At 64.0% G+C, this 24,392-nt stretch carries 20 protein-coding genes and 1 riboswitch; of the genes, 13 read left to right on the top strand and 7 right to left on the bottom strand.

The window, feature by feature from the left end:
• The first annotated feature begins 28 nt into the window (after positions 1-28).
• Positions 29-1,150, top strand: a complete 1,122-nt coding sequence (locus BPNPMPFG_RS06035) for a DUF2336 domain-containing protein (RefSeq protein ID WP_258593948.1) — start codon at positions 29-31, stop codon at positions 1,148-1,150.
• Here the strand turns inward: BPNPMPFG_RS06035 and BPNPMPFG_RS06030 are convergent.
• Together BPNPMPFG_RS06030 and parE are read right to left on the bottom strand one after the other, a co-directional pair.
• Positions 1,147-3,213, bottom strand: a complete 2,067-nt coding sequence (locus tag BPNPMPFG_RS06030; RefSeq protein WP_258593947.1) for an FUSC family protein — start codon at positions 3,211-3,213, stop codon at positions 1,147-1,149. The two genes, BPNPMPFG_RS06035 and BPNPMPFG_RS06030, sit on opposite strands and share 4 nt — an antisense overlap.
• 46 nt (positions 3,214-3,259) lie before the next feature.
• Positions 3,260-5,314 carry a DNA topoisomerase IV subunit B gene (gene parE / locus BPNPMPFG_RS06025; protein WP_258593946.1) on the bottom strand — a complete coding sequence of 685 codons (2,055 nt, stop codon included), beginning with the start codon at positions 5,312-5,314 and terminating at the stop codon, positions 3,260-3,262.
• Between the two features lie 237 nt (positions 5,315-5,551).
• Here parE and cpaB point away from each other — a divergent pair, with 237 nt between their 5' ends.
• The 10 genes from cpaB (at position 5,552) to BPNPMPFG_RS05975 (ending at position 15,834) form a co-directional block, all read left to right on the top strand.
• Positions 5,552-6,478 carry a Flp pilus assembly protein CpaB gene (cpaB, locus tag BPNPMPFG_RS06020; protein WP_258593944.1) on the top strand — a complete coding sequence of 309 codons (927 nt, stop codon included), beginning with the start codon at positions 5,552-5,554 and terminating at the stop codon, positions 6,476-6,478.
• A gap of 31 nt (positions 6,479-6,509) precedes the next feature.
• Complete coding sequence (locus BPNPMPFG_RS06015; protein WP_258593942.1) at positions 6,510-7,955, top strand: type II and III secretion system protein family protein; 1,446 nt, start codon at positions 6,510-6,512, stop codon at positions 7,953-7,955.
• A gap of 4 nt (positions 7,956-7,959) precedes the next feature.
• Complete coding sequence (locus BPNPMPFG_RS06010) at positions 7,960-8,229, top strand: hypothetical protein (protein WP_258593941.1); 270 nt, start codon at positions 7,960-7,962, stop codon at positions 8,227-8,229.
• 49 nt (positions 8,230-8,278) lie between these two features.
• Complete coding sequence (locus BPNPMPFG_RS06005) at positions 8,279-9,493, top strand: CpaE/TadZ family protein (RefSeq protein ID WP_258593939.1); 1,215 nt, start codon at positions 8,279-8,281, stop codon at positions 9,491-9,493.
• Positions 9,490-10,911 carry a TadA family conjugal transfer-associated ATPase gene (locus tag BPNPMPFG_RS06000; protein ID WP_258593938.1) on the top strand — a complete coding sequence of 474 codons (1,422 nt, stop codon included), beginning with the start codon at positions 9,490-9,492 and terminating at the stop codon, positions 10,909-10,911. The genes BPNPMPFG_RS06005 and BPNPMPFG_RS06000 overlap by 4 nt, the downstream gene beginning before the upstream one ends.
• 4 nt (positions 10,912-10,915) lie before the next feature.
• A complete protein-coding gene (locus tag BPNPMPFG_RS05995; protein WP_258593936.1) occupies positions 10,916-11,881 on the top strand; it encodes a type II secretion system F family protein in 966 nt (321 codons plus the stop codon).
• Position 11,882: 1 nt separating this feature from the next.
• Entirely contained in the window at positions 11,883-12,845 is a 963-nt protein-coding gene (locus BPNPMPFG_RS05990) for a type II secretion system F family protein (RefSeq protein WP_258593934.1), read from the top strand.
• 91 nt (positions 12,846-12,936) lie between these two features.
• Positions 12,937-13,767, top strand: coding sequence for a PA3715 family protein (locus BPNPMPFG_RS05985; RefSeq protein ID WP_258593932.1), 831 nt, complete (start codon positions 12,937-12,939; stop codon positions 13,765-13,767).
• Positions 13,768-14,029: 262 nt separating this feature from the next.
• Entirely contained in the window at positions 14,030-14,500 is a 471-nt protein-coding gene (locus BPNPMPFG_RS05980) for a tetratricopeptide repeat protein (protein WP_258593930.1), read from the top strand.
• A 158-nt stretch (positions 14,501-14,658) separates the two neighbouring features.
• Positions 14,659-15,834 carry a GGDEF domain-containing protein gene (locus BPNPMPFG_RS05975; protein WP_258593929.1) on the top strand — a complete coding sequence of 392 codons (1,176 nt, stop codon included), beginning with the start codon at positions 14,659-14,661 and terminating at the stop codon, positions 15,832-15,834.
• On the opposite strand, the gene gcvP is transcribed toward BPNPMPFG_RS05975, so the two are convergent.
• From gcvP to gcvT, 3 genes are read right to left on the bottom strand one after another with little or no spacing between them, the layout of a single operon-like run.
• The gene (gcvP, locus tag BPNPMPFG_RS05970; RefSeq protein ID WP_258593927.1) at positions 15,835-18,645 is read right to left on the bottom strand and encodes an aminomethyl-transferring glycine dehydrogenase; all 2,811 of its coding nucleotides are present in this window, start codon (positions 18,643-18,645) and stop codon (positions 15,835-15,837) included. It abuts the gene before it with no gap.
• An 18-nt stretch (positions 18,646-18,663) separates the two neighbouring features.
• Complete coding sequence (gcvH, locus tag BPNPMPFG_RS05965) at positions 18,664-19,032, bottom strand: glycine cleavage system protein GcvH (RefSeq protein ID WP_258593925.1); 369 nt, start codon at positions 19,030-19,032, stop codon at positions 18,664-18,666.
• Positions 19,033-19,037: 5 nt separating this feature from the next.
• Positions 19,038-20,138: a glycine cleavage system aminomethyltransferase GcvT gene (gene gcvT / locus BPNPMPFG_RS05960; protein ID WP_258593923.1), complete on the bottom strand. Its 1,101-nt coding sequence runs from the start codon at positions 20,136-20,138 to the stop codon at positions 19,038-19,040.
• 149 nt (positions 20,139-20,287) lie between these two features.
• A riboswitch (glycine riboswitch) is annotated at positions 20,288-20,375 on the bottom strand.
• A 239-nt stretch (positions 20,376-20,614) separates the two neighbouring features.
• On the opposite strand from gcvT, the gene BPNPMPFG_RS05955 reads away from it, so the two are divergent.
• Complete coding sequence (locus BPNPMPFG_RS05955; RefSeq protein WP_258593921.1) at positions 20,615-21,616, top strand: hypothetical protein; 1,002 nt, start codon at positions 20,615-20,617, stop codon at positions 21,614-21,616.
• 15 nt (positions 21,617-21,631) lie between these two features.
• Here the strand turns inward: BPNPMPFG_RS05955 and BPNPMPFG_RS05950 are convergent, their stop codons facing one another.
• Positions 21,632-22,783: a helix-turn-helix transcriptional regulator gene (locus tag BPNPMPFG_RS05950; RefSeq protein WP_258593920.1), complete on the bottom strand. Its 1,152-nt coding sequence runs from the start codon at positions 22,781-22,783 to the stop codon at positions 21,632-21,634.
• A gap of 249 nt (positions 22,784-23,032) precedes the next feature.
• Between BPNPMPFG_RS05950 and BPNPMPFG_RS05945 the strand changes: the two genes are divergently transcribed.
• A complete protein-coding gene (locus BPNPMPFG_RS05945) occupies positions 23,033-23,458 on the top strand; it encodes a hypothetical protein (RefSeq protein WP_258593919.1) in 426 nt (141 codons plus the stop codon).
• Between the two features lie 142 nt (positions 23,459-23,600).
• Here BPNPMPFG_RS05945 and BPNPMPFG_RS05940 read toward each other — a convergent pair whose 3' ends face one another.
• Complete coding sequence (locus tag BPNPMPFG_RS05940) at positions 23,601-24,392, bottom strand: molybdopterin-binding protein (protein ID WP_258593917.1); 792 nt, start codon at positions 24,390-24,392, stop codon at positions 23,601-23,603.

Raw genomic sequence — 24,392 nt, 5'->3', positions numbered from 1 at the left:
GTTCTGGCAAGGGGCGTAAGCAGGCGGCATGGTTGTTTCGCATTTTTTGAGATGGATTTGCACGGCCAGGGTTTCCGAGCGCGCCGCCGCGGCGAATGCGCTGGCCCGAGCCTACGTCAATTCCGAACTGCCTTTCGAGGACCGCTGCGCTGCCGAGGCGGCGCTGACGCTGCTGCTCGACGATGCCTCGTCGAAGGTGCGGCTGGCGATGGCCGAAGCGCTGTCGATGAGCCACCATGCGCCGCTGCAGATCATCAGCGCGCTGGCCTCCGACCAGCCGGAAGTCGCCGGCGTGGTGCTGGCGCGCTCGCCGCTGCTCACCGACGCCGACCTGATCAACCGCGTGGCCAGCAGTCCGAAGGCGACGCAAAAACTGATCGCCGACCGGCCGCTCGTGTCTATGGCGCTGTCGGCGGCCATCGCCGAGATCGGCGAGGCGGAAGCGTGCGCCGTGCTGCTTGCCAACAGTGGCGCCGACATCGCCTCGCTCAGCTTCCGCCGCATGGCTGAACGCCATGGCCATCTGCCGCTGGTGCGCGAGGCGCTGATATCAGACGCCCGGCTGCCCGCCGACTGCCGGCATATGCTGCTCGTCAAGCTCGGCGAGATGTTGAAGACGTCGCCACTGGTCATGGCGTTGATGGGCGCGGCGCGCGCCGACCGTGTCATGCGCGATGCCTGCGTCAAGGCATCGGTGACGCTGATCGAGGGCACGCACCAGGAGGAACATGCCGCGCTGATCGAGCATCTCAGGCTGCGCGGCGATCTCACCGCCAGCTTCCTCATCCGCACCATCGCGCACGGCAAGGTCGATTTCTTCGGTTCGGCGCTGGTCGCGCTCAGCCAGCAATCCGAACAACGGGTGAGGGCGCTGCTGGCCGGCGGGCACGATGTCGCCTTGCAGGCGCTGTTTCGCAGCGCCGGCCTCGCGGCCGCCACGCATGCCATCATCCTGCGCGCACTGAAAATCTGGCGCGAGGTCGCCAATGGCAAACGCGTTGCCGGCGTCCAGGAGGTCAGCTGGCTGATGCTCAAGGATTTGGGCGGGCAGTCCGCTGAAGGCGATCTCGCCGCCCTGGTCAAGTCGATCCACCTCGATGCGCTGCGCGAGAATGCACGAGGCCATGCGCTGGCGATCGCAGCGGCCTAGCCTTTATCCCTCGCGAAAAAATCCGGGAAATCCTCCATCGCGGCGGCGATAATGCGCAGCGATGCCGCGATCTGCAACATCTCGCCGGTGCTGTTCCGCTGCGCGATCGTCGTCGCATAGTGCCTGGCGACGGTGATGGTCGAGGTCTGCGGATCGCCGGGGGCGCGGAAGAGCAGTTCGCGCGCCAGTCCCTTCAGAAAGTTGGCGATCGACAGCGCGGTCTCGGACGGGATGGCATGGCTTTGGGCCGCATTTCGCAACCGCAGGATTTCCAGGCCGACGGTGACGGCGGAGACGCCGCCGCCCAGAACCGCATCGCCCTTCCTGCCGGCATTCTGGACCAGCGGCATCAGCTGGTTGACGCGGTCATAGGCGAGGCTCTCAAAGGCCGAACGCCTCGGCATGCGCTCATGCAGGCAAAGCCGCGCCAGATCCTCGCGCATGGCGCGCACGATGCGATTGGCCGCCAGCCATGGATCGGCGGGCAGCACGAGGATGAAGACACCGATCGCAAGCAGGATGCCGACAAGGACCGACGCCGAGCCGGCGAAGAAAGGGCCAGGATCGTAGCTCATCGCCTGATGCGGACTGAGGAAGGCGAGGAAGTTGATGGCGAAGGCCGTCGCCACGCCGACATAGCGCGGATTGGCCATTGCCAACGCCGCCGGCACCAGGATGGGCACGACAAACAGCATGAACCAGCCGAAGCCGGGCAAAGCGGGCAACGCGATCTGCCCGACGAGGAAAGCGAAGGGCAGTGCAAGCAGGGTTCCCTTGAAGAAACCCCAGGCGACTTGCACCGGATCGGGGCGCGCGGCAAACAGGCTCGACACGACGGAAACGAGAATGACCGTGCCGGCGGCTTCCGACCATTTCGTCGTCAGCCAGAAGGCCGCGACCAGCAGCGTGGCAAGGGCCGCGCGCACGGCGTTGCGCGACGCGCCGGCATAGTCGCGGTGCACCACCAGCGCGGGTTGCCTGTTGCCCCGGGCCGGGCGCGTGGCAGGCGCGCGCAAGGCGTCGAGGCCGCGCAGCACCTGCTTGAGCGCCTCGGCGAAATCGGCGGCGATGGTGAGGCGGGTGATGGTGCCGACCCTGTCATCGCCCTGGTCGACCGATGCATCGGGCATTTGCCGGGCCTTGACCGAGATCGCGTCGAGCCGGGCCACCCAAGGTACCGTGTCATCCAGCGCGCCGGGTTTGGCTGCCAGTTCGCTGACAAGGGCCTGCAACTCCGAGCGCACCGGAATGAGCGCCGCGTTCTTCGGCGCCGCGTGCGAATGCAGCGCGCGTGCCGCCGACAGGGCGGAGAGAAGTTGTCCAATGGTGCGCCGGACCGGATGGGCGCGGGGCGCGAAGCTCGGCGCTTCCAGCCTGGCATAGGCGCGCATCTCGCCAAGCGTCTGGGTGTCGGCGACCAGCTTCCGGTGCAGGCCCGACAGCGTTGCCGGATCGCCGCCGGAAAAAGCGCCGCCAGCATAGGTGGCAAGATCGAGGATGCAGCGTTTCAACCGCGAGATGATGGCGTCGCTGGCCAGTTTTGGCAGGATCAGCCGGCTGGTCAGGCCGGCGCAGACAATGCCGAGCACGATCTCGGCACAGCGCGCGACGGCAAGGTCGACGACGAGGTGCGGCTGTCCGAAGGCGGGCAGGCCGATGATCATCGCGGTGTAGCCGGCAAGGGCGGCACCATAGGCTTCGGGATTGCGCAGCAGCGACGAGACGAAGGTGCAGATGCCGATCCAGACGGCAAGCACCGTCACCAGAACCCAGGGGCCGGTGCCGAAGATCGTGGTGATGCCGATGGCGGCTATGCCGCCGGCAAGCGTGCCGAGCAGCCGGTAGAAGCCTTTCGCCAGCACCATGCCGGCGACGGGCTGGGCGACGATGAACACCGTCATCATGGCCCATTGCGGGTGGTCGAGCTTGAGGGCGTAAGCGGCCAGAAGCGCGATCAAGCCGGCCGAAACGGTGCGCAGGGAAAAAATCCAGTCCGAACGCGTCGGTTGCGTCAGCCCGGCCAAACTGGTCTCGAAATAGCCTTTCAGCCGCGCCCAGATCACATGCTGGTCTCCGAAACTGGAGCTTAGTTATGGACCGGCGTGCGGCTCAGATATCCAGCACTTCCGTTTCGGCGAATTCGGCGCGTTCCTGGATGAAGCGGAAGCGGGCTTCCGGCTTGGTGCCCATCAGCGCGTCGACCGCGTCCTTGGTGGCGGCCTCGGCATCGATCACATCGATCCTGAGCAGCGTGCGTTTTCTCGGGTCCATGGTGGTCTCCTTGAGCTGCGCGGCCATCATTTCGCCCAGGCCCTTGAAGCGGCCAAGCTCGACCTTGCCGCGCCCGGTGAACTCGGTGCGCAGAAGCTCGTCCTTGTGTGCGTCGTCGCGGGCGTAGGCGACCTTGCCGCCTTGCCGGATCGAGTAAAGCGGCGGCACCGCGAGATAGAGATGGCCGCCACGCACCAGCGCCGGCATCTCCTGGTAGAAGAAGGTGATCAGCAGCGAGGCGATGTGGGCGCCGTCGACGTCGGCGTCGGTCATGATGATGACCCGGTCGTAACGCAAATCCTCGTCGCGGTATTTCGACCGCGTGCCGCAGCCGAGTGCCTGGATCAGGTCCGAAATCTGCTGGTTGGCGGCAAGCTTGTCATTGCCAGCGCTGGCGACGTTGAGGATTTTTCCGCGCAGCGGCAGAACTGCCTGGCTGGCACGGTCGCGTGCCTGCTTGGCCGAGCCGCCGGCCGAGTCGCCCTCGACGATGAACAGTTCGGCGCCGGCCGCCGCATTCTGCGTGCAGTCGGCGAGCTTGCCCGGCAACCGCAATTTGCGCACCGCGCTCTTGCGCGACACCTCTTTTTCCTGGCGCCGGCGCACCCGCTCGTCGGCGCGCGCGATCACCCATTCGAGCAGCTTCGAGGCTTCCTGCGGATTGTCGGCCAGCCAATGGTCGAACGGGTCGCGGATCGCGGTCTCGACAATGCGGATTGCCTCGATCGTCGCCAGCCTGTCCTTGGTCTGGCCGACGAATTCCGGTTCGCGGATGAACACCGATAGCATGCCCGCCGCCGAGATCATGACGTCTTCCGAGGTGACGATCGAAGCGCGCTTGTTGCCGACGAGATCGGCGTAGGCGCGCAAGCCCCGGGTCAGCACGTTGCGGAAGCCGGCCTCGTGGGTGCCGCCTTCACCGGTCGGGATGGTGTTGCAGTAGGAATTGATGAAGCCGTCGCCGCCGAACCAGGTCACAGCCCATTCGAGCGAGCCATGGCCACCTTGCTTGTCGCTCTTGCCGGCGAAGATCTCGCGCGTCACCTGGAAATCGTCGCCGAGCGATGCCTTGAGGTAATCCTTCAGGCCGCCGGGAAAATGGAATTCCGCCTTGGCCGGCGTCTGATCCTTGTCCTTGATCAGCGACGGATCGCAGGTCCAGCGGATTTCGACGCCGCCGAACAGATAGGCCTTCGAGCGCGTCATGCGGTAGAGCCGCGCCGGTTCGAATGCCGCGCCCTTGCCGAAAATCTGCTCGTCGGGGTGGAAGCGGATTTTTGTACCGCGCCGGTTGTGGACCTCGCCGAGCTGTTCCAGCCCGGTTACGGGCACGCCGCGCGAAAAGCGCTGGCGATAGAGCTGGCGGCCGCGCGCGACCTCGACCTCGAGATGGTCCGACAGCGCGTTGACCACGGACACGCCGACGCCATGCAGGCCGCCTGATGTCTCGTAGACCTTCGAGTCGAACTTGCCGCCCGAATGCAGCGTCGTCATGATCACTTCGAGCGCCGGCTTCTTGAATTTCGGATGCGGGTCGACCGGGATGCCGCGGCCATTGTCGGTGACGGCGAGATAACCGTCGGCGGAGAGCTCGACATCGATGAAGGTGGCATGGCCAGCGACCGCCTCGTCCATCGAATTGTCGATGACCTCGGCGAACAGGTGATGCATCGCCTTGTCATCGGTGCCGCCGATATACATGCCTGGCCGGCGGCGCACGGGCTCCAGCCCTTCCAGAACCTCGATGTCGGCGGCGCTATAACCCTCGGAGCCATCCTTGGTCGCGGCAGGACGCTTGGTGGCCTGCACCAGCGGATCCGCTGGGCGCGCCGGTGTCTTAACCGGCTGCGGCTGCTTGTCCAGATTGCCGAAAAGATCGTTGTTGTCGTCCATGCCTGCCATAGGGTCCGATGCTGCGAATCACCTCGCGATACTGCCACGCTTTTCAGCGCCAAGCGACGGAGGTTCCTGTTCCGTTCGGGGATTTGCCCCGTCTTAACCCAAAACCTTTCGATAACCAAGCCGGCGGAAATAGGTCTGATACCGCCTTGCAAGATTCCTGATTCTTTAACAATGCCGCCTAGCGTGAGCCCAACAAAACAAGAAACTGCGGGCATCAGGGGTTTCGGCGTGAGGGGCAAGGCCATAACGATGATCGGCATCGCCGCCGTTTTCGGCGCGATCTCGATCTTTGCCGCGGATTTCTGGGTCAAGAGCCAGGCCAGGGCCGACAGCGAAGAGAAGACGGCGTCGGTCGCCGCACCCGCGCCACCCCGGATCGAATTCAAGACCATCGTGGTGGCCAATGCCGCATTGCGCTACGGCATGGAACTCGACCGCGCCAAGCTCAGTGAAATCCCCTGGCCGCAAGATTCCCTGCCGCAGGGCGCCTTCCCGACCATCGATGGGTTGCTCGGTGACGGCAATCGTGTGGTGCTGACGCCGATCGAAGTCAACGAACCGGTGCTGCTTACCAAGCTGTCCGGGCCGAATGGCCGCGCGACGCTTTCCAACATGATGACGCCCGGAATGCGGGCGGTAACCATCCGCACCGACGAGATTGCCGGTGTCGGCGGCTTCGTCACGCCGGGCGACCGGGTCGATGTCGTGCTGACGCGCGATGCCGGTGAAATCCAGGAAGTGGCCAAAAACGCGCAAGGTGCCGCCGGTTCGACCATCACCTCCGAGATCGTCGTCGCCGATGCCAAGGTGCTGAGCGTCGGGCAGGGTGCCGACGACCGCCAGACAACACCGCAGATCGCCAATTCCGTGACCATCGAGGTGACGACCGAAGGCGCGCAGAAAGTGGCGCTCGCCCGCACTGTCGGCACGCTGTCGCTGTCGCTTCGCTCCGCCAGCGAAGGCGGTGACGGCAAGAATGGCGTCACCACCATTTCTTCGTTCGGGGGATCGGTCGCCTCGAACGTGCAGGCCGCGGCCAGTTCGTTGTTCGATGCCGTGGCGAAAGGGCCGGAGAAACCGAAGTTCAAGACAGTCATCGTGACGCGCGGCACAAAGGCCGAGGAATACCAGGTTCCTTCGCGGGACCAGAAATAGAGCCAGTGGGGACTGGGTGAGGGACGGGACAATGTTGGGGCTGATCACATATCGGGTCATGGGACGGTTGCGCGTTTTGCGCTCCGTGGCCGTCGCGGCTTCGCTGGCTGCTGTCGGGACGCTGGCCTTCGACAACTTGGCCAGGGCCGACAACGACATCGTCCATGTGTCGTCGACCAAGAATGCCTCGATCAAGGTCGCCAAGGGCAAGCCGAAGACGATCATGACCAGTGCCGCCTTCTACCAGATCGTCATTGGCGATCCCGAGATCGCCAACGTCAATCCGCTGACCGACAAATCCTTCTATGTGCTCGGCAACAATCTCGGCACCACCGGCATCGCGCTGTTCGATGAGAACAAGCAGCTTGTCGGCACCGTCGACATCGAGGTGACGCTCGACACAGACCAGCTGGCCAGCACCATCCGCGCCAGCGTGCCGGACGCCAGGATCAAGGTCGGCTCGGCCAATGGCCGCGTCGTGCTGTCGGGCGAGGCCGATGACGCGGTCGCCGCCGAAAAGGCAAACAAGATCGCGACGCGCTTTTCCGGCACCGAGGAGGTGATCAACTCGGTCAACATCTCGTCGTCGCAGCAGGTCCAGCTCAACGTCCGCTTTGTCGAGATCAACCGCCAGGCGGGCCAGGATCTCGGCGCCAAATACGCCGCCAATTTCGCCTACGGCATCGGCGGACGCGACGTCGTAATCAATCCGGGCACCGTGCCGGCGGCCGGCACCGGCGAGATCATCGGCCGGTTGCTGTCAAATGGCGTGTCGATCGATATCGCCATCAAGGCGCTGGAAGAGCGCGGCCTGGCGCGCCGGCTGGCCGAACCGAACCTGATCGCCCGTTCCGGCCAGACTGCAAGCTTCCTCGCTGGCGGCGAATTTCCGATCCCGGTCTCCGAGGACAACGGCAAGATCTCCGTCAGCTACAAGAAATACGGCGTCAGCCTGGATTTCACACCGACCGTGCTGAAGGACGGGCTGGTCAGCCTTGACATCGCGCCGGAAGTCTCCTCGATCGACGCGTCATCTTCCTACAATATCGGCAGCATCTCTGTGCCCGGCTTCATCGTGCGCCGCGCCAGGACGTCGGTCGACCTGAAGAACGGCCAGAGCTTCATGATCGCCGGATTGCTGCAGTCGCAAAACGACATCACCACGTCGCGCATTCCCGGTCTCGGCAAGATGCCGGTGCTTGGGGCGCTGTTCTCTTCGAAATCCTATCAGCGGCGCGAGACCGACCTGGTCATCATCGTCACGCCCTATCTGGTCAAGCCGGTCGACCCGTCAAAGAAGCTCGTCGAACCGACCGACGGCACGCAGCCGGCCAGCAACGTCGACTATTTTCTCAACAACACCGACGAGGTGAAGACGTCCGACACCAATCGCGCGCTGGCAATGGCCGACGGCAGCGTCACCCGGCCGGCCGCCGCTACCACGGTCGGGCATTTCCTCGACCTGCCGAAGGACTGAAACCATGCGCCTGGTCTTGAGATCGAGCATCGCCTTGCTGCTGGCCGGCTCCACCGCCGGCTGCACCAGCGACGATTATGTGCGCAGCGAAGGGGTGACGTCGGCCGCTGGCAATGCGCAAGCCGCCAACACCGCCATGCAGATGGTCGATCCCTGGAAATACGGCGTCCAGAACACCAGGCTTCTGGTGCCTGCCCAGCAAAGCAGCCCGGCGGCTGTCACCCCCGACCAGGCGGCCGGTGCGAAGGCGTCGCAATCCACCACGAGCAATTGAATCAACGGGCAACTGATCCAACAGGCGGCGACCGGACAGGCTGACGAGAATGGCAAACGGCATCAAGACCAGGAAGATCCTGCTCGTATCGACCGACAGGACCTTTGTGCAGGACACGCGGACCGCATTCGCCGCCTCCGAGATCATCCAGCTCGCGACAGTGGAGAAGAATGTCACCGAGCTGCGTGGCGAGATCCAGGAGGCCGATTTCGGCGCCGTCATCGTCGACATGGACGCGGCAAGGCTGGAGGAGATCGAATCGCTGCAGCGCGTCATGCGCCGGCTGGAGGGCAAGGCGCCGGTTGTCGTCGTCACCCAGGAGTTCAACGCGGCCGCGGTGCGCATTCTCGTGCAGCTCAAGGTCGTGGATTTCCTGGTCAAGCCGATCACCACCGCCGACCTCGTGCGTTCCGTCGTGCGTGTCTTGCAAGGCCCCGGGCGCGAGGAAAACACCGAGTCGCAGATCTACACTTTCATGCCGGCCGCGGGCGGTGTCGGCACCACGACGCTGGCGCTGCAGACCGCCTTCCAGCTGCATCACTCGGTGACGCGCGGCGCCTCGACTTGCGTGGTCGACCTCAACTTCCAACAGGGCGCCTGTGCCGAATATCTCGACCTCGAGCCGCGTTTCGACATCACCGAGATCGAGAACCAGCCCGAACGCCTCGACCGGCAGCTGCTCGATGTCATGCTGTCGAAGCATGCCAGCGGGCTTTGCGTGCTGGCGGCGCCGACGCATCCCGCCGAGATGCGCTCGTTCAAGACCGATGTCGTGGTGCGCATGCTGGATCTTGTTTCGGCCTATTTCGACAATGTCGTCATCGACATGCCGCGCACCTGGTTTCCGTGGACGGAGACCGTGCTGCTTGGTTCCAACAAGCTCTACATCGTCGCCGAAATGACGGTGCCGTGCCTGCGCCACACGCAGCGGCTGATCCAGGCGGTCTACGAGACCGCCGGCAAGGAAGTGAAGCCGAACGTCATCGTCAACCGTTTCGAGCAGAAGATGTTCGACAACGGCATCAAGCAGGCGGACGTCCAGGAAATCCTCGGCGAACATTTCGTCGGCGGCATTGCCAACAACTACCGGCTGGTGCGCGAGGCGGTCGATCGCGGCGTGCCGCTGCACGAGATCGACCCGAACGCCAATGTCATCAACGATCTGAAGAAGATCATTCTGCCTGAGGAAGCGGTCCAACCGAGGGCGAAATCGCGCTCGCTGTTTGGCATGGGCCGGGGATTGCTGAAGAGGAAAGCCGGATGACCAGCCGCTTTTCCACCCTGCAGAACCGCGATGCGCGTCCGCACCGCGCCGCCGAGCCAATGCCGGTCGCGCATCATGCTGTCGTCATTCCGACGAACCGGAAGGCTTTGCCGGCAAAGCCGGAAGCAGCGCCGGCAAAGAATGCCAACAAGGTGCTCGATGCGCGCGTGCGCATCCACCGGCTGCTGCTCGAGGAGATCAACCTTGTCGCGCTGGAGCGTTTGCCCAAGGATGAGATGCGCCGGCAAGTGCATGATTTCGTGTCGGAAAAGACCAAGCACGAGCGGATGGCGATCAACACCGTCGAGCTTGACGCGCTGGTCGACGACATCGTCGACGAGATGGTCGGCCTCGGCCCGCTTGAACCGCTGCTCAAGGACCCCGACATCAACGACATCCTGATCAACGGTCACCAGAACTGCTTTGTCGAAAAGAAGGGCAAGCTGCAACCGGTCCATATTCCGTTCAAGGACGAGGCGCATCTCTTGCGCATCATCAACAAGATCGTCGCCGCGGTCGGCCGCCGTGTCGACGAATCGCAGCCGATGGTCGATGCGCGCATGCTGGACGGCTCGCGTTTCAACGCGGCGATCCGCCCGGTTGCCGTCGACGGACCGCTGGTGTCGATCCGCAAATTCTCCAAGAACAAGCTCGGCCTGCACAGACTGGTTGAATTCGGCGCCATCACCCAGAACATGGCCGAAGTGCTGGCGGCGGCCGTGCATGCCCGCAAGACGACAATCATTTCGGGCGGCACCGGCACCGGCAAGACGACCATGCTCAACGCGCTGTCGGCGTTCATTCCGGAAGACGAGCGGCTGATCACCATCGAGGACGCGGCCGAACTCCAGCTGCAGCAACCGCATGTCGCGCGCATGGAAACGCGTCCCGCCAACATCGAAGGCCATGGCGAGCTGAAACAGCGCGACCTGGTCAAGAACGCGCTGCGCATGCGCCCTGACCGCGTCATCCTCGGCGAGTGCCGCGGCGAGGAAGCCTTCGACATGCTGCAGGCAATGAACACCGGCCATGAAGGCTCAATGGCGACCATTCATGCCAACACGCCACGCGATTGCATATCGCGCCTGGAGCAGATGCTCGGAATGACCGGCATGCCGATGACGGTGCAGTCGATCCGCAGCCAGATCGCCAGCGCGCTCGACCTTATCGTGCAGCTGACACGTCTGTCCGACGGCAAGCGCAAGGTGACGAGCGTCGCCGAGGTGACCGGCATGGAAGGCGACGTCATCCAGATGCAGGAGATATTCCGCTTCGTGCGCACCGGCATGGAGGCCGACGGCAGTATCCTCGGCCACTACGAGGCGACCGGCATCCGGCCGCGATTCCTCGAGGATCTGCGCGCCATGGGCATCGAGTTCCCCGGACGATATTTCGAACCCGGCCGGCCGCAGGAGTAGCCAGGTGTTCGACGGGCTCAGCGCGATCTATGTCGTCTATGCCGCGGCAGCACTTACCGGCATCCTGATCGCCGAGGCCTGCTACCTGCTTTTTGCCAGCCGCAGCGACAAGCGCACCGCCATCAACCGGCGCATGAAGCTGCGGGAAAACAAGATCAGCCAGGAGCAGGTGCTGATCCAGCTGCGCAAGGAGCGCGGACTTGGCGCGGGGACATCGCTGTTTTCGCCGGACCGGTTTCGCGCTCTGCGAACCCAGTCGGGCATGATCATGCCGCTGTCGAAATTCCTGATGATCACCTGCGGCGTGGCATTCGCCGCGGGTTTGGTCGCCATCTGGTATGGCTTGCCGCCGCTGTTCGGACTTGTCCTGTTTGTCGTGCTTGTGCCGGTGCTGCCGGTGATGACGCTGCGTTTCAAGCGCAAGCGCCGGCTGAAGCGCTTCGGCATGCAGCTGCCGGAGGCACTGGAACTGATCACGCGTGGCCTCAAGGCCGGCCATCCGGTGCCGGTGGCGATCGCCATGGTGGCGCGCGAGATGACCGACCCGATCGGCACCGAGTTCGGCGTCATCGCCGACGAAGTGACCTATGGATCGGATCTGGTTTCGGCGTTGAACTCGCTGTTCGACCGGGTCGGCCACGAGGACCTGCCGCTGTTCCTCACCGCGGTCTCGATCCAGACCAGTTCAGGCGGCAATCTGCGCGAGATCCTCGACGGCCTGGCGTTGACGATCCGCGAGCGCGGCAAGCTGCGTCGCAAGGTGCGCGCCGTTTCGACCGAAGGCCGCATGTCGGCCTACATCCTGACGGCGATACCGGCGCTGCTGTTTGCCGCTATCATGGCGCTGATGCCGAGCTTCTACCGCGACGTCTGGGGTGAGCCGAAGACCTGGTACCTGATTGGCGGCTCGGTCACCTGGCTTATGCTGGGCAATCTGATGATGTTCAAGATGTCGAATTTCAGGTTCTGACATGCAGGGCTTCGTCGAATTCCTCGCCTCGCTTGCGCCGACCTCGTTGATGCCGGTGGCCATGCTGCTTTTGGCTCTGGGTGCAGGCGCGGTTGCCTGGCCGATGGTGGCGGCGAAGGGCGACCGCAACGACGTCAAACGCCGGCTCAAGGTGGATGACGGTGCCGTGGCCGCGAAGCCCGAGCCGGTGCAGAAGAAGAACGCCGGCATCGTGCGCGAGAAAGCGGTGAAGCGGGCGCAGGAATTCTACGCCAAGAGCGATCCGGAAAATGTCGCCCGGCTGCGCATGAAGCTCATCCAGGCCGGCTACATGGAGGCCCGCGCCGTTGGCATGTTTTTCCTTATCCGGTTCATTGCGATGATCGGCACGGCAATCGCTGTCTTTGTGCTCAACCGATGGATGGCCAGCCCGGACGCGACGATGGCCAGCCGTTGGACATTCGTCATCCTGTCGGGAGCGGCCGGCTACTTCCTGCCTGGTCTTGTGCTGACCCAGAAGGTGCGGGAAAAGAGGCGCGAATACCGCAACGGGTTTCCCGATTTCATGGACCTGATGATCGTCTGCTCGGACGCCGGCATGAGCATGGAGTCCGGCATCGAGCGCGTCTCCAGGGAACTCGCCAAGACCTATCCCGCGCTCAGCCTGAACCTGCAGCTTGTGTCGCTGGAGTTGAGGGCAGGGCGCAGCCTCGACGATGCGCTGAAGGCGCTCGCGGATCGACTAAGCCTGGACGAGGTGCGTTCCTTCGCCACGCTGCTGCAGCAGTCGAAGGAACTGGGCACTAGCCTGTCCGGGGCGCTGCGCGTCTTTTCCGACGAAATGCGCCACAAGCGCATGTCGCTGGCCGAGGAAAAGGCGCACGCTCTGCCGGCCAAGATGTCGGTGCCGGTGGTGGTCTGCATCCTGCCGGTGGTGCTGATGATCGCCGTGATCCCAATCATCGTCAAAATGACGGCGCATTAGAGACGTCCTAGAGATGTGCTGATATTCAGGTGAGGCCGGCCTGAACTGCGCTACATCGGGACCTGCAAGGTCCGCAAACAAGTGAGAAGTCATGCAAATAGTGCTGCGCACCCTCTTTCTCGGCCTCGCCGTCGCCGGTCTGTCACCCACCTGGGCCGCGGCTGGCGATTGCGGCAATGCCGCCGCCCTTGTGCAGCAGGCCTATCCCAAGGCTCGAAAGAGCGCCGACGGCGCCTCGTTCACGCTCGAATCCGATATCAGTATCGCGCTGACGTCCTCGGACGGCGATACGCCAGGCCTGGTCTGCAAGATCTGGCCTGCCCATGACGATCTGCTGTTGGTCGCGGTGCCTTTAATCGACATCGCCAAATCCGTCGACGGCCAGCATATCGGCGATATCGAGCTTTTGATCGTCGACAGAAAGAGCCAGCAGGTGCGCCAGCGCCTGCTGCAGCCCGGGCTGATGAATGATGATGCCATCGCCATCCGCGGCATCGAATTCGATACCGGCCGCTATGAACTGGCGCCCAAAATCACCGCCTTCGGCCTGCGCATCGACATGGCAAATCATTCGCAGCCCAATCCCTTCAGCGAAACCGACCTGCGGCTCTATGCCGTCGCCGGCGATGCCCTGCGCATGGTGCTCGACGGCCTCGTCGTGGTCGGTAGTGGCGGCGAAGGCGATACCAATTGCGCCGGATCCTTCCACTCCAGCCAGGTCAGCCTGGCGATGAGCCCGGCGAGCCATCACGGCTATCGCGACATCACCGTGGTCGAGCGGACGGATACCGACGATCCCTCCCCAGACGCGAGTGGCGAGTGCCAGTCCCATCCAGGCAAGTCCGTGACCCGGACCTACCGGCTGCGCTATGACGGCGGCCGCTATCCGGTTCCGGAGGCGCTCAAGGCCCTGGGGCCGTGAGAACGCCGCTCGCGTCGTTGCCGCGGGCATTCCTAGGGAAATGGGCCTTCACCGAACGTCGTGCGCGTGACGACGTCATCTTCTCGGCGGCCGGACCGTCTGAACTTGGGTTGCCGTGATTGAGGTCTTGTGGTGCCTGGTGGTTAATGCCTGGTGTGCCGGAAGCCAAATCTTAGGTGCATTTCGGCACCGAAGCTTAATGGCTCTTCTGTACCGTAATTCCTGAAGAAACGACCCGGCAAATCGGGCGACGGGGCAGGGCATGCGTCATACAACTTTCACGGCGGCGGCCGCGATGGCGGTCATTCTTGTGGCAACCGGCTGCTCGACCAGCACCATCGATACGACCAGGACCACCGCCATCCAACCGGCGGCAAAGGACGTCGCCACCTCCGATCTGGCGCAAGGCAAGGCGCAGTTTCGCGATGCCAATTACGGCCTCGCCGAACAGCATTTCCGCAAGGCCGTCGAGTTGAAGGCCGACAATGCCGAAGCCTGGATGGGGCTCGCCGCTGCCTATGACGAACTCGGCCGCTTCGACTTCGCCGACCGAGCCTACAACCAGCTTTTGAAAGTCGCTGGCCGCAAGCCGCAGATCGTCAACAACATGGGCTATTCGCAACTGTTGCGCGGCAATCGCAAGAAGGCCAAGGCGCTGCTGCTCGAGGCGAAGGCCGGCATGGCCGATCCCACAGTCGTGAACGCCAACCTCGCCCTGCTGAACAAGGGTTGATCTCGCGGCCAAGGGGGCGCTTTCCAGACCGTGGCATCGACGCTTTGTAAACCCTATCCGCAGGTTGCGTCGAAAGATCGGCTGAAAACCGTATCCGGGGACTGCCGCTGACCTAGAATGCAGCGCAACCACCGACGCTCGAGAGGCCCTCGCCAGATATGCTGGACTTCAGTTCGCTCCTGCTCGCAGCCGCGCTGTCGGGCATCTGCCTCAGCGTCACCATGTTTGCGATCTGGTTCACCGCGCCCAGGGCAGGCTTTGTCCTGACGGTGGCGTGCGGCATTCTGGTGCTCGTCGCTCATGTGGTCCTGTTCTGGCGATACACCGAGGATCCCGATCCGTTGCTTTGCCAGATCGTGCTTGCGATGCTCAGCCTCGGGTTCCTGATCATCTGTCTGTCGGCCATGCAATATCTCGGCGTGCCCGGCTACCGACGTGTCGTCGCACCGACGCTTGCCGCCATGGCCATCTGTGCGGCCGTGACCTTCCTTGGCTTCGACGGTGTCGGCTTCATCGTCACCTACGCGACGGCAACGCTGCTGCTGTCGGCGATCGGCGCCATGTTCTGGATCAACGGCAGCCATGATCGCCGGATCCTGCTGGTGGTTTCGTTCCTGAGCGGCACCTGCGCTGTGTCGTTTGCCTCATGCGGCCTGGTTCTGCTGGCAGGAGGGCAATGGACATTGTTGGCCGCGCCGGACAACTGGGCCGAACGGCTGAATTCGGTCGTGGCGGTGGCCTGCATGACCGGGCTCGGCGCGTTGACGCTTTCTCTCCACCATCTGCAGGCGCAGATCGAGCTGAAGGCCGAGACCATGACCGATCCGTTGACGGGGTTGACGAATCGCCGGGCGCTGACGTCGCTCTATGGCGAGCGGAGCTTTGGTCCATTCATGTCCGTGGTGATGTTCGACCTCGATCACTTCAAGCGGACGAACGACGTCTACGGCCACCCCGTCGGCGACCAGGTCCTGTGCCGCTTCGCCGCTGTTATCAAGAGATATGCCAGGACCGGCGTTGACGCCTTTCGCCTGGGCGGCGAGGAATTCGCCGTCGTCATATCGCGGATGACGGATGAAAGGGCCTCCGACCTTGCCAGCAAGATCGGCGTTGCCTTCGGCACCGAAATCGTTGCCACCCAGCTCGGTCCGTTGCGCAGCACGGTCAGCGGCGGCATGGGCTTTGGCGAGGTCGACGGCCGCAGCCTCGATGACGTGCTGGCCGAGGCCGATACAGCGCTCTATGCCGCCAAGCGGGCCGGCCGAAATTGCGTCATCAGCCGAAAAAGGGCGGGCAAGGCCGAACCGGTCAAGCCGGCCTTGCGCTCCGCGTAACTATTCAGCAGCACCCAGATAGTCCGACAGTGGCGGGCAGGAGCAGACCAGGTTGCGGTCGCCAGCGACATTGTCGATGCGCGACACTGGCGGCCAGTATTTTGCCGATGTATCGGCGTCGCCGGCGGGATAGGCCGCCTCCAGGCGCGAGTAGGGATGGGTCCACTGGCCGGCCAGTGCTTCGGCCGCGGTATGCGGTGCGTTGACCAGCGGATTGTCGGCCAAAGGCCAATCGCCCCTGGCGACTTTCGCTGCCTCTCCGGCAATCGCGATCATCGCCTCGCAGAAGCGATCGAGTTCCCCCTTGGGCTCGGACTCGGTCGGCTCCACCATCAGCGTGCCGGCGACCGGGAACGACATGGTCGGCGCATGGAAACCATAGTCGATCAGGCGCTTGGCGACATCGTCGACGCTGATGCCGGCGCTCTCCTTGAGCACGCGTGTATCCAGGATACACTCATGGGCGATGCGATCGTGCCTGCCCTTGTAGAGAAGCGGGAAGTGCGGCGCGAGCCGCGTCGCCACGTAGTTGGCGGACAGGATCGCCGTTTCGGTCGCCTGTTTCAGGCCCGACGCGCCCATCATGCGGATGTACATCCAGGTGATCGGCAGGATCGAAGCGCTGCCGAACGGTGCGGCCGACACGGCATGCGCCGAGCCTTCGGTGACATGACCCGGCAGATAGGGCTTCAGATGCGCCTTGACGCCGATCGGGCCGATGCCGGGCCCGCCGCCGCCATGCGGAATGCAGAAGGTCTTGTGCAGGTTCATGTGGCAGACATCGGCTCCGATGTCGCCGGGACGGGCAAGCCCAACCAGCGCGTTGAGGTTGGCGCCGTCGAAATAGACCTGGGCGCCATGCTCGTGAATGAGGGCGCAGAGGTGGCGCGCGCCTTCCTCGTAGACGCCATGCGTCGAGGGATAGGTGAACATCAGCGCCGCGAGATTCTTGGAATGCTCGTTGGCCTTGGCCCTCATATCGTCCATGTCGATATTGCCATCCTCCAAGCAGCGCACGACGACGACGCTCATGCCAGCCATCGCCGCGCTCGCCGGATTGGTGCCATGCGCGGAGGACGGGATCAGGCAGACGGTGCGATGGCTTTCGCCGCGCGAGCGGTGATAAGCGCGGATGGCGAGCAATCCGGCATATTCGCCCTGGCTGCCGGCATTGGGCTGCAAGGTGACGGCGTCGAAGCCGGTGATCTCCGACAGCCAGCCCTCCAGTTCGCCGATCATGGCGCGGTAGCCGGCCGAATGGCTTGCGGGCGCGAAGGGATGCAGGTTGGCGATGCTTGGCCAACTGACCGGCATCATCTCGGCGGCGGCATTGAGCTTCATGGTGCAGGAGCCGAGCGGGATCATGGCGCGGTCGAGCGCCAGGTCCTTGTCGGCCAGCCGGCGCAGGAAGCGCATCATCTCGGTTTCCGACTTGTTTTCGTGGAACACCGGCTGGGTCAGGAACTCCTTGCCACGCGGCTTGCCGGGCACCGTGCTGTCGGCCGAGGGACCGGCCTTGGCGCCGAAAAGGGCCGCGATCGCGTCGAGATCGGCATCGGTCGCGGTCTCGTCGAAGCTGATGCCGACATGGTCGGCATCGATGACGCGCAACAGACGGCCGGTCCTTTCAGCCGCCGTGGCGATCTGCGCAGCCTTGCCCTTCACCTCCACCGTTACCGTGTCGAAGCGACTGGCGCCGATCACCGACACGCCTGCGGTCTTGAGGCCGGCGGCGAGGCGGTTGGCCAGCGCGTGGATGCGCCCGGCAATCGCCTGCAGCCCGACGGGGCCGTGCCAGATGGCATAGGCGGTCGCCATGTTGGCAAGCAGCGCCTGCGCGGTGCAGATGTTGGAGGTCGCCTTGTCGCGGCGGATATGCTGCTCACGGGTCTGCAAGGCAAGCCGATAGCCGGGCCGCCCCTTGCTGTCGGTCGATTGGCCGACCAGGCGGCCGGGCATCAGCCGCGTCAGCCTGTCGGAGACGGCGCAATAGGCGGCGTGTGGACCACCAAAGCCCATCGGCACACCAAAACGCTGCATCGGGCCGACGGCAATGTCGGCGCCCAGTTTTGCCGGCGCATCGGTCAGCGTCAGACCGAGCGGGTCGGCAATGAAGACGACCAGCGCGCCGGTCGCGCGGGCCTTGGCGATCGCAGCCTTGTGGTCGCCATAGACGCCAAACGTGTCCGGCCAGGAGACGAGCAGGGCCGCGGTGTTGTCGTCGATACTGTCGCCATCGATCTCGATGCCGAGCGGTTCGGCGCGGGTGCGCACCACGTCCAGCGTCTGCGGATGCGGTGTGCCGGCAAGCGCCACCTTGGTGCGCTTGTCGCGGTGGTGGCGCAACGCGATGCCGACCGCTTCGGCGACGGCGGTCGCTTCATCGAGCAGCGAGGCCGAGGCCACCGGCAGGCCGGTCAGTTCGGTGACCAGCGTCTGGAAGTTGAACAGCATTTCGAGCCGGCCCTGGCTGATCTCGGCCTGATAGGGCGTGTAGGCCGTGTACCAGGCCGGGTTCTCGAACAAATTGCGCTGGATGACCGGCGGCACATGGACACCGTGATAGCCGGCGCCGATGAAGCTCTTAAGCACGGTGTTGCGTGCCATCGTCGCCGAAAGCTCGGCAAGCGCTTCCGCCTCGCTCGCCGGTGCGGGCAGGGCGAGCGGCCGATCGAGCCGGATCGACCTCGGCACGGACTGGCTGATCAGCGTTTCGATGGAAGGCACGCCGATGGCGGCCAACATCGCTCTGGTGTCATTGAGGCTCGGGCCGATGTGGCGGGCCGAAAAGGGGTAGGGTGCTGCGGTCATCTTGTCCAAGTCCTGCTGTCAACCGATATGGGCTTTGTAGGCGGCCTCATCCATGAGACCGGCGAGCTGGCTTTCGTCGGCGAGCTTCATCTTCCACAGCCAGCCGGCTCCGGTGGCCGCCGAGTTGACCAGCGACGGATCCGACGACAGCGCGCCGTTGGCCTCGGTGATGTCGCCGTCGACCGGTGCGTAGACGTCCGAGGCCGCCTTGACGGATTCGACCACGACCGCGGTATCGCCCTTGGCCAGCTTCTTGCCGGTCTCGGGCAATTCGACGAAGACGAGATCGCCGAGTTGTTCCTGCGCGTAGTCGGTGATGCCGACAGTGGCGATGCCGCCCTCGACGCGGAGCCATTCGTGATCGGTGGTGAAATAGGTCGTTGCCATTGAAATCATCCTTTGCGGTAGCGATGCGGAGTGAAGGGCAGGGAACTGATATCGACGGGGATTTTCGCGCCGCGCACATCGGCGAAAACCCGTGTTCCGGGCTTGGCCAGCGGCGTCACGACATAGCCCATGGCGACCGGATGGCCGGCCGAGGGGCCGAAGCCGCCTGATGTGACATGGCCGGCGGGATTGCCGTCGGCATCAAAAAGCGCAGCCCCGGCGCGCACCGGCTGGCGGCCCTCCGGCTTCAGCCCGACGCGCTTTTGCGCGGGGCCGCGTTCCGTGGCGGCGCGCAGCGCGTCGGCGCCAATGAACGCGCCAGCCGCGCGGATCTCTTTCGGGATCGCCCACATCAGCGCCGCGCCGGCTGGATCGGTCTCCGGCGTGATGTCCTGGCCATGCAGGCAGAGCCCAGCCTCGAGCCGCAGGCTGTCGCGAGCGGCAAGGCCGATCCACAGCACGCGCTCGTCGCCGAGCAGTTTGGTGACGAGGTCTCGTGCATCGGCCTGCGGCAGGCCGATCTCGAAACCATCCTCGCCGGTATAGCCCGACCGGCTCATGAACCAGTTTTTGCGCGGTTCGACACCATGCATGAACAGCAGCGCTCCGGTCTCGATGCCGGCGCGGGACAGGGCTGCCCAGGCTTCCGGACCCTGGATGGCGAGGAAGACGCGGTCGAGCGGCTCGACCTTGGCATCGAAACCCTTGGCAAGCTCACGCAGATGCTTTTCGTCGGCCACGGCGTTGCCGGCATTGGCGACCACCATGAACCTGATATCGCCGAGCCTGGTGACGATCAGATCGTCCAGAATGCCAGCTGCTTCATTGAGGAAGAACGACAGTTTGGACTGCGAGATTTCGAGCGCGCCGGCATCCAGCGGGCAAGCGCGGTTGAGCAGCGCAACCGCTTCCGGCCCACTGACCTCGAACAGCTTCATATGGGAGATGTCGAACAGGCCGGCATGCCCGCGGGTGTGCAGATGCTCCTTCATGACGCCGGCCGGATAGGTCAGCGGCATCGACCAGCCGGCAAAGGCGCCAAAGCGCGCACCGGCGGTCACATGGATATCTTCCAGGGGAAGGTGTTTGGTGTCGTCGCCCGTCATGTCATCTCCAGAGTCGCACGCAAGCGGTCGCGAATGGCGACCAGTCCGTGCCCCTCTGTCTGAAGCCTGAGAGACTCGCGCAGCCGGAACTCTGTCAGCGGCGCTTACACCTTCGGCGCGGGGGCAAGCCCCGACTTTCCAGAGTGTCTTTCCCGTCTACGGTTCTTTTTGCCTGAGAGATTTCGGGCGATTTCCCCTTCGGCGACAGCTTTCGCTGCTCTCTCCCGCAAACAGGTAGGACTCGCAAGAGCCCTCGACTCGTCATCCATAGCCCGTCGACGACACAATGTCACCTGCCTGCGACGTCTTTGATGCATGTCGTTTTCCCAAAACCGCCGCACACTTTTGGGCGACACGCATTGGCTGACAAGTCTTCGCTAACCACGCCGTTTGCCGGTTTTTCAAGACACTGCTGATACATTGGCCGACGTGACGCCTTGGGACCGGCATTCGCCGGCGGCGGACGGGGACGACAAATGGGCGAATTGATCATGAGCGCGCCGGTGGCGGGGCTGACCTCGAAAAGCCGCATCGCCGCGGAGGACGTGGCGATGTTGCGCCATGAAGTGTTCGGCGACGGCGTGGTGACGCGCGGCGAGGCCGAGGCGCTGTTTGCGCTCGACGCTACGGCGAAGGATAAATGCCGGGAATGGCCGCTTTTCTTCGTCGAAGCGGTCACCGATTATATCGTCCACCAGGAAAAGCCATCGGGCTACATCTCGCAGGACAATGCCGACTGGCTGGTCCGCACGATCTCGCGCGACGGCATGGTCGACAGCCGGACCGAACTCGAATTGCTGGTCCATGTGCTGGAAGAAGCAAGATCGTCGCCGAGCCAGCTTTGCGTCTATGCGCTGGAGCAGGTCGCCCAAGCCGTCATCGACGGCAAGGGGCCGCTGATGCTGGGTGGTGCGCTGGTTCCCGGACTGATCGCCAAGGCGGAGGTCGAGTTGTTGCGCCGGATTCTCCATGCGCATGGCGGCGACGGCAACATCGCCATCACCCGCGCCGAGGCCGAGGTGCTGTTCAGGATCAACGAACGCACGGCACAGGCCAACAACGATCCGTCCTGGAACGACCTCTTCGTCAAGGCGATCGCCAACTTCGTCATGTGCTCGGCCGGCTACGAGGCGCCGACCCGCGAAGTGGCGCTGCGCCGTGATGCCTTCCTCGAACACGCCGATCCGGAAATCGGCGGCTTTTTCAGCCGCATGATATCAGGTGGCCTTGCCGGCATCATGGAGGCCTATCGGTCCCCGGACGACATCGAAGCCGAGTGGGAAGCCAGGAACAGGGCGGCAGAGGCCCTGGCGCGCCGCGCCGAGACGATCGATGCCGGCGAAGCCAAATGGCTGATCGAGCATATCGGCGCGGACCGGCCATTGTACGAGAATGAGCGCGCGCTGCTGACGCTGATCAAGCACGCCTCGCCGGAGATTCATCCAGCGCTCAGGCCATTGCTCGACAAGGTTGCTTGAACCGAGAGGCAGCGCTTACTGCGCGCCATTGTCGCGATGGTCCGCGAGATCCCGCAGTGCCGTCGCGACCAGCCTTACCAACTCCGATTGTCGGCGCACGCCGGTGCGGCTGTAGGCCGCCTTGAGATGATAGCGGACCGTGTTCAACGAGATTCCGGTACGGTTGGCATAGGCTTGCAGATCTTCGTTGGCGGCTATCGCCGCAACCAATTGCGCGGTGCCTTTCGGCAGGCCGAAAAGTGCGCTGATCGTCTGCGCGTCCGACTGCGGCTTGAGCAGCGGGTCATGGATGATGAACATGACGCCGCGCGGCCGCGATCTTGCGGTGTCCACGCCATGATCGAGGAAGAACGGGGCGACCATGATGCCATAGGGCGGCTTGCCGGCAGCACGCGCCGCTCGCACCACGCCACCGGCGCCGCCTGAGCGGACATCGGCTTCGAGTTCGGCGAGCCGGTTGTTGGCGGCGCGGTTCAAGGCGAAAAGCCGGCCGCCGCGACCAATCGACAGGCCGTCACCGGCGTTGGCGATGTTGCGCGCCGCGGCATTGACGAACAGTCCGCGCCCATATTCATCGAGGGCCACGATGCCGGCCGCCAGCCGGTCGCATATTTCGGACATGGCGCCGGCCGCGCCTTCGAGTTCTAGGAAGCTGCGGCGAAGCTGCAGCGCTCGCGCAAGGTGAGGCATGAGCGCCTCGAGCCTGGCGATGTCGTCGTCGTCGAAAGGCTCGCGGTCGCGGGGCCGCTGCAGCCCGATCATGGCGAAACGGCCCTTTGTCGAGGCAAGTGTCCCACCAAGGCATTCTTCCAGCCCCAACGGGCGGAAGAACTCGTTGAAGAAAACGCCGGGTTTGCGTGTCTCTTCCACAAGCAGGCGATAGGTGGGTATGGCGGTGCCGGCAGGCACGGTCATGAACGCCCTTGGCGCTGGATCCAATGCCGCGAAATCGCGCTGATAGCGATCCAGCGCCTCGCCTTTGATGAGGCCGACCGACGCATGCGCCGACACTTCCGGCCGTGCCGCGTCGAAATCCAGCAATATGGCCGTGGCGACATCGAACAGGCCGCCGAGGAGGTCAAGCGAGGCGTCAAAGTCGGCCCTGTCGCGCACCCCGAGATAGAGGGCGTCGAGAAACTGCGCCTCGCGCTTCTGCACCAAGGTCAAGGTCGCCCCCGGCTTCCGGCAGCGCAGTCCCCAATGATCGGAGCATGCGGCATGCCCGAATTGGAAATTCCGTCTGAATACCCCGGCCCATCGTCCGCGACTGGAGGCCGCTTGTCAAACGGTGCCTGGGCGCAAACCAGGATCAGCCGGATGAAAAGTACTGGCCGCCTACCTGTTTGGGTAGGGTTCCCGACTGATGAAACTGCTTTCTTGCCTGGCAGGGACGTCCACTCTCAGGGAGAACAACACATGACCACAGTTCGAAAGGTGCTTGCTCTTGCATTTGCCTCCACTCTCGGCTCGACAACACTGACCTTTGCCGGCGGGATGACGCCGGAAAAACAGGCCGATGCGCGCACCAAGGTCGAAACCGCCGTGGCGCTGGCCAACATCGCCAAGGCCGACAAGGACGGCGAGGCGATGCTTGTCGCCGCCAGAATGCTGGCCGAGGCCGGACCGGTGGCCGAGCAGGGCGCCAAGATGAAGGACGGCAAGCCGACGCTCATTGACACCGGCAAGATGGCTAAGATGGCCAAGGAAATGGGCGCCGATGCTAAGAAGGCCGACGCCGTTGCCAGCACGGCCACGTCCAACGAAACCGCACGCAGCGACGGCTACTGGTACTACAGCTGCGATTCCTACAACAATTGTCAGTGGATTTACGCCGGCTACTGAGCGGGGCCGGGGGGCTTTATCTCGTCATTGAGCATCGGATTATCCGAAAACCGATACGCATTTTTCGGCCCGATGCTCTAGCCAGGCGTAGTTGATCGGCCCGTTGCCCCCAACGGGCCGATCATCTTTTTCAGAATGCGGTTCAGATGCCGCCGTACCAGTCGTAGCCATTGTCTTCCCAATAGCCGCCGCGACCACCGCCGACATCGGCGAAGCCGTTGACCAGCTCGATCTTGTAGAGATATTTCGGCATCTTGTAGCCGAGCTGGCGCTCGACACGAACGCGAAGCGGCGCGCCGTTCTCGACCGGCAGCGGCTTGCCGTTCAGGCCATAGGCAAGGATCGTCTGCGGATGACGGGCATCGATCAGGTCGATGGTGCCGTAATATTTGATGTCGCCGGAGAGGCTGCGGTCGATGGTGTCGAGGCAATGGAACATGACGTAGCGCGCCTGCGGCTTGACCACCGCCTGGTCCAGCACCAGTGACAGCGGCGTGCCGGTCCATTTGGCGATGCAACTCCAGCCTTCGACACAGTCGTGGCGGGTGATCTGGGTGCGGCTCGGCATGTTCATCAATTGCTCGCGGCTGAGCGACAGCGGCTTTTCGACAAGCCCTGAAACCTCCAGCCGCCAGTCGGCGAAATTGTTGGCGAGCAGACCCTTGTAGACATCGTCGTCCGGCGCCGTGACGCCGTTCGGCCGCTGCGGCTGGCGGATGTCGGCCTCGGTGAATTCCGGCGCCAACGCGTCGCGTCCGGCAAGCAGGCGTTGCGCCCGGTAGGTCAGGCCATTGGCGTTTTCGAGGAAACTGCGCAGGCCGCTGCCGATGCTCAGCTGGCTGTCGAAGGCGTCGCAGCCCGACAGCATGATGCCGGAGGCGCCAAGGCTGGCACCCGTCAGGAATTTGCGGCGGCTGATCTCGAACTTGGCCAT

It is taken from the genome of Mesorhizobium sp. AR07, assembly GCF_024746815.1.
GTDB lineage: Bacteria > Pseudomonadota > Alphaproteobacteria > Rhizobiales > Rhizobiaceae > Mesorhizobium.
The sequence above is the reverse complement of the archived record's forward strand: the minus strand, read 5'-3'. Positions and strand labels throughout refer to the sequence as shown.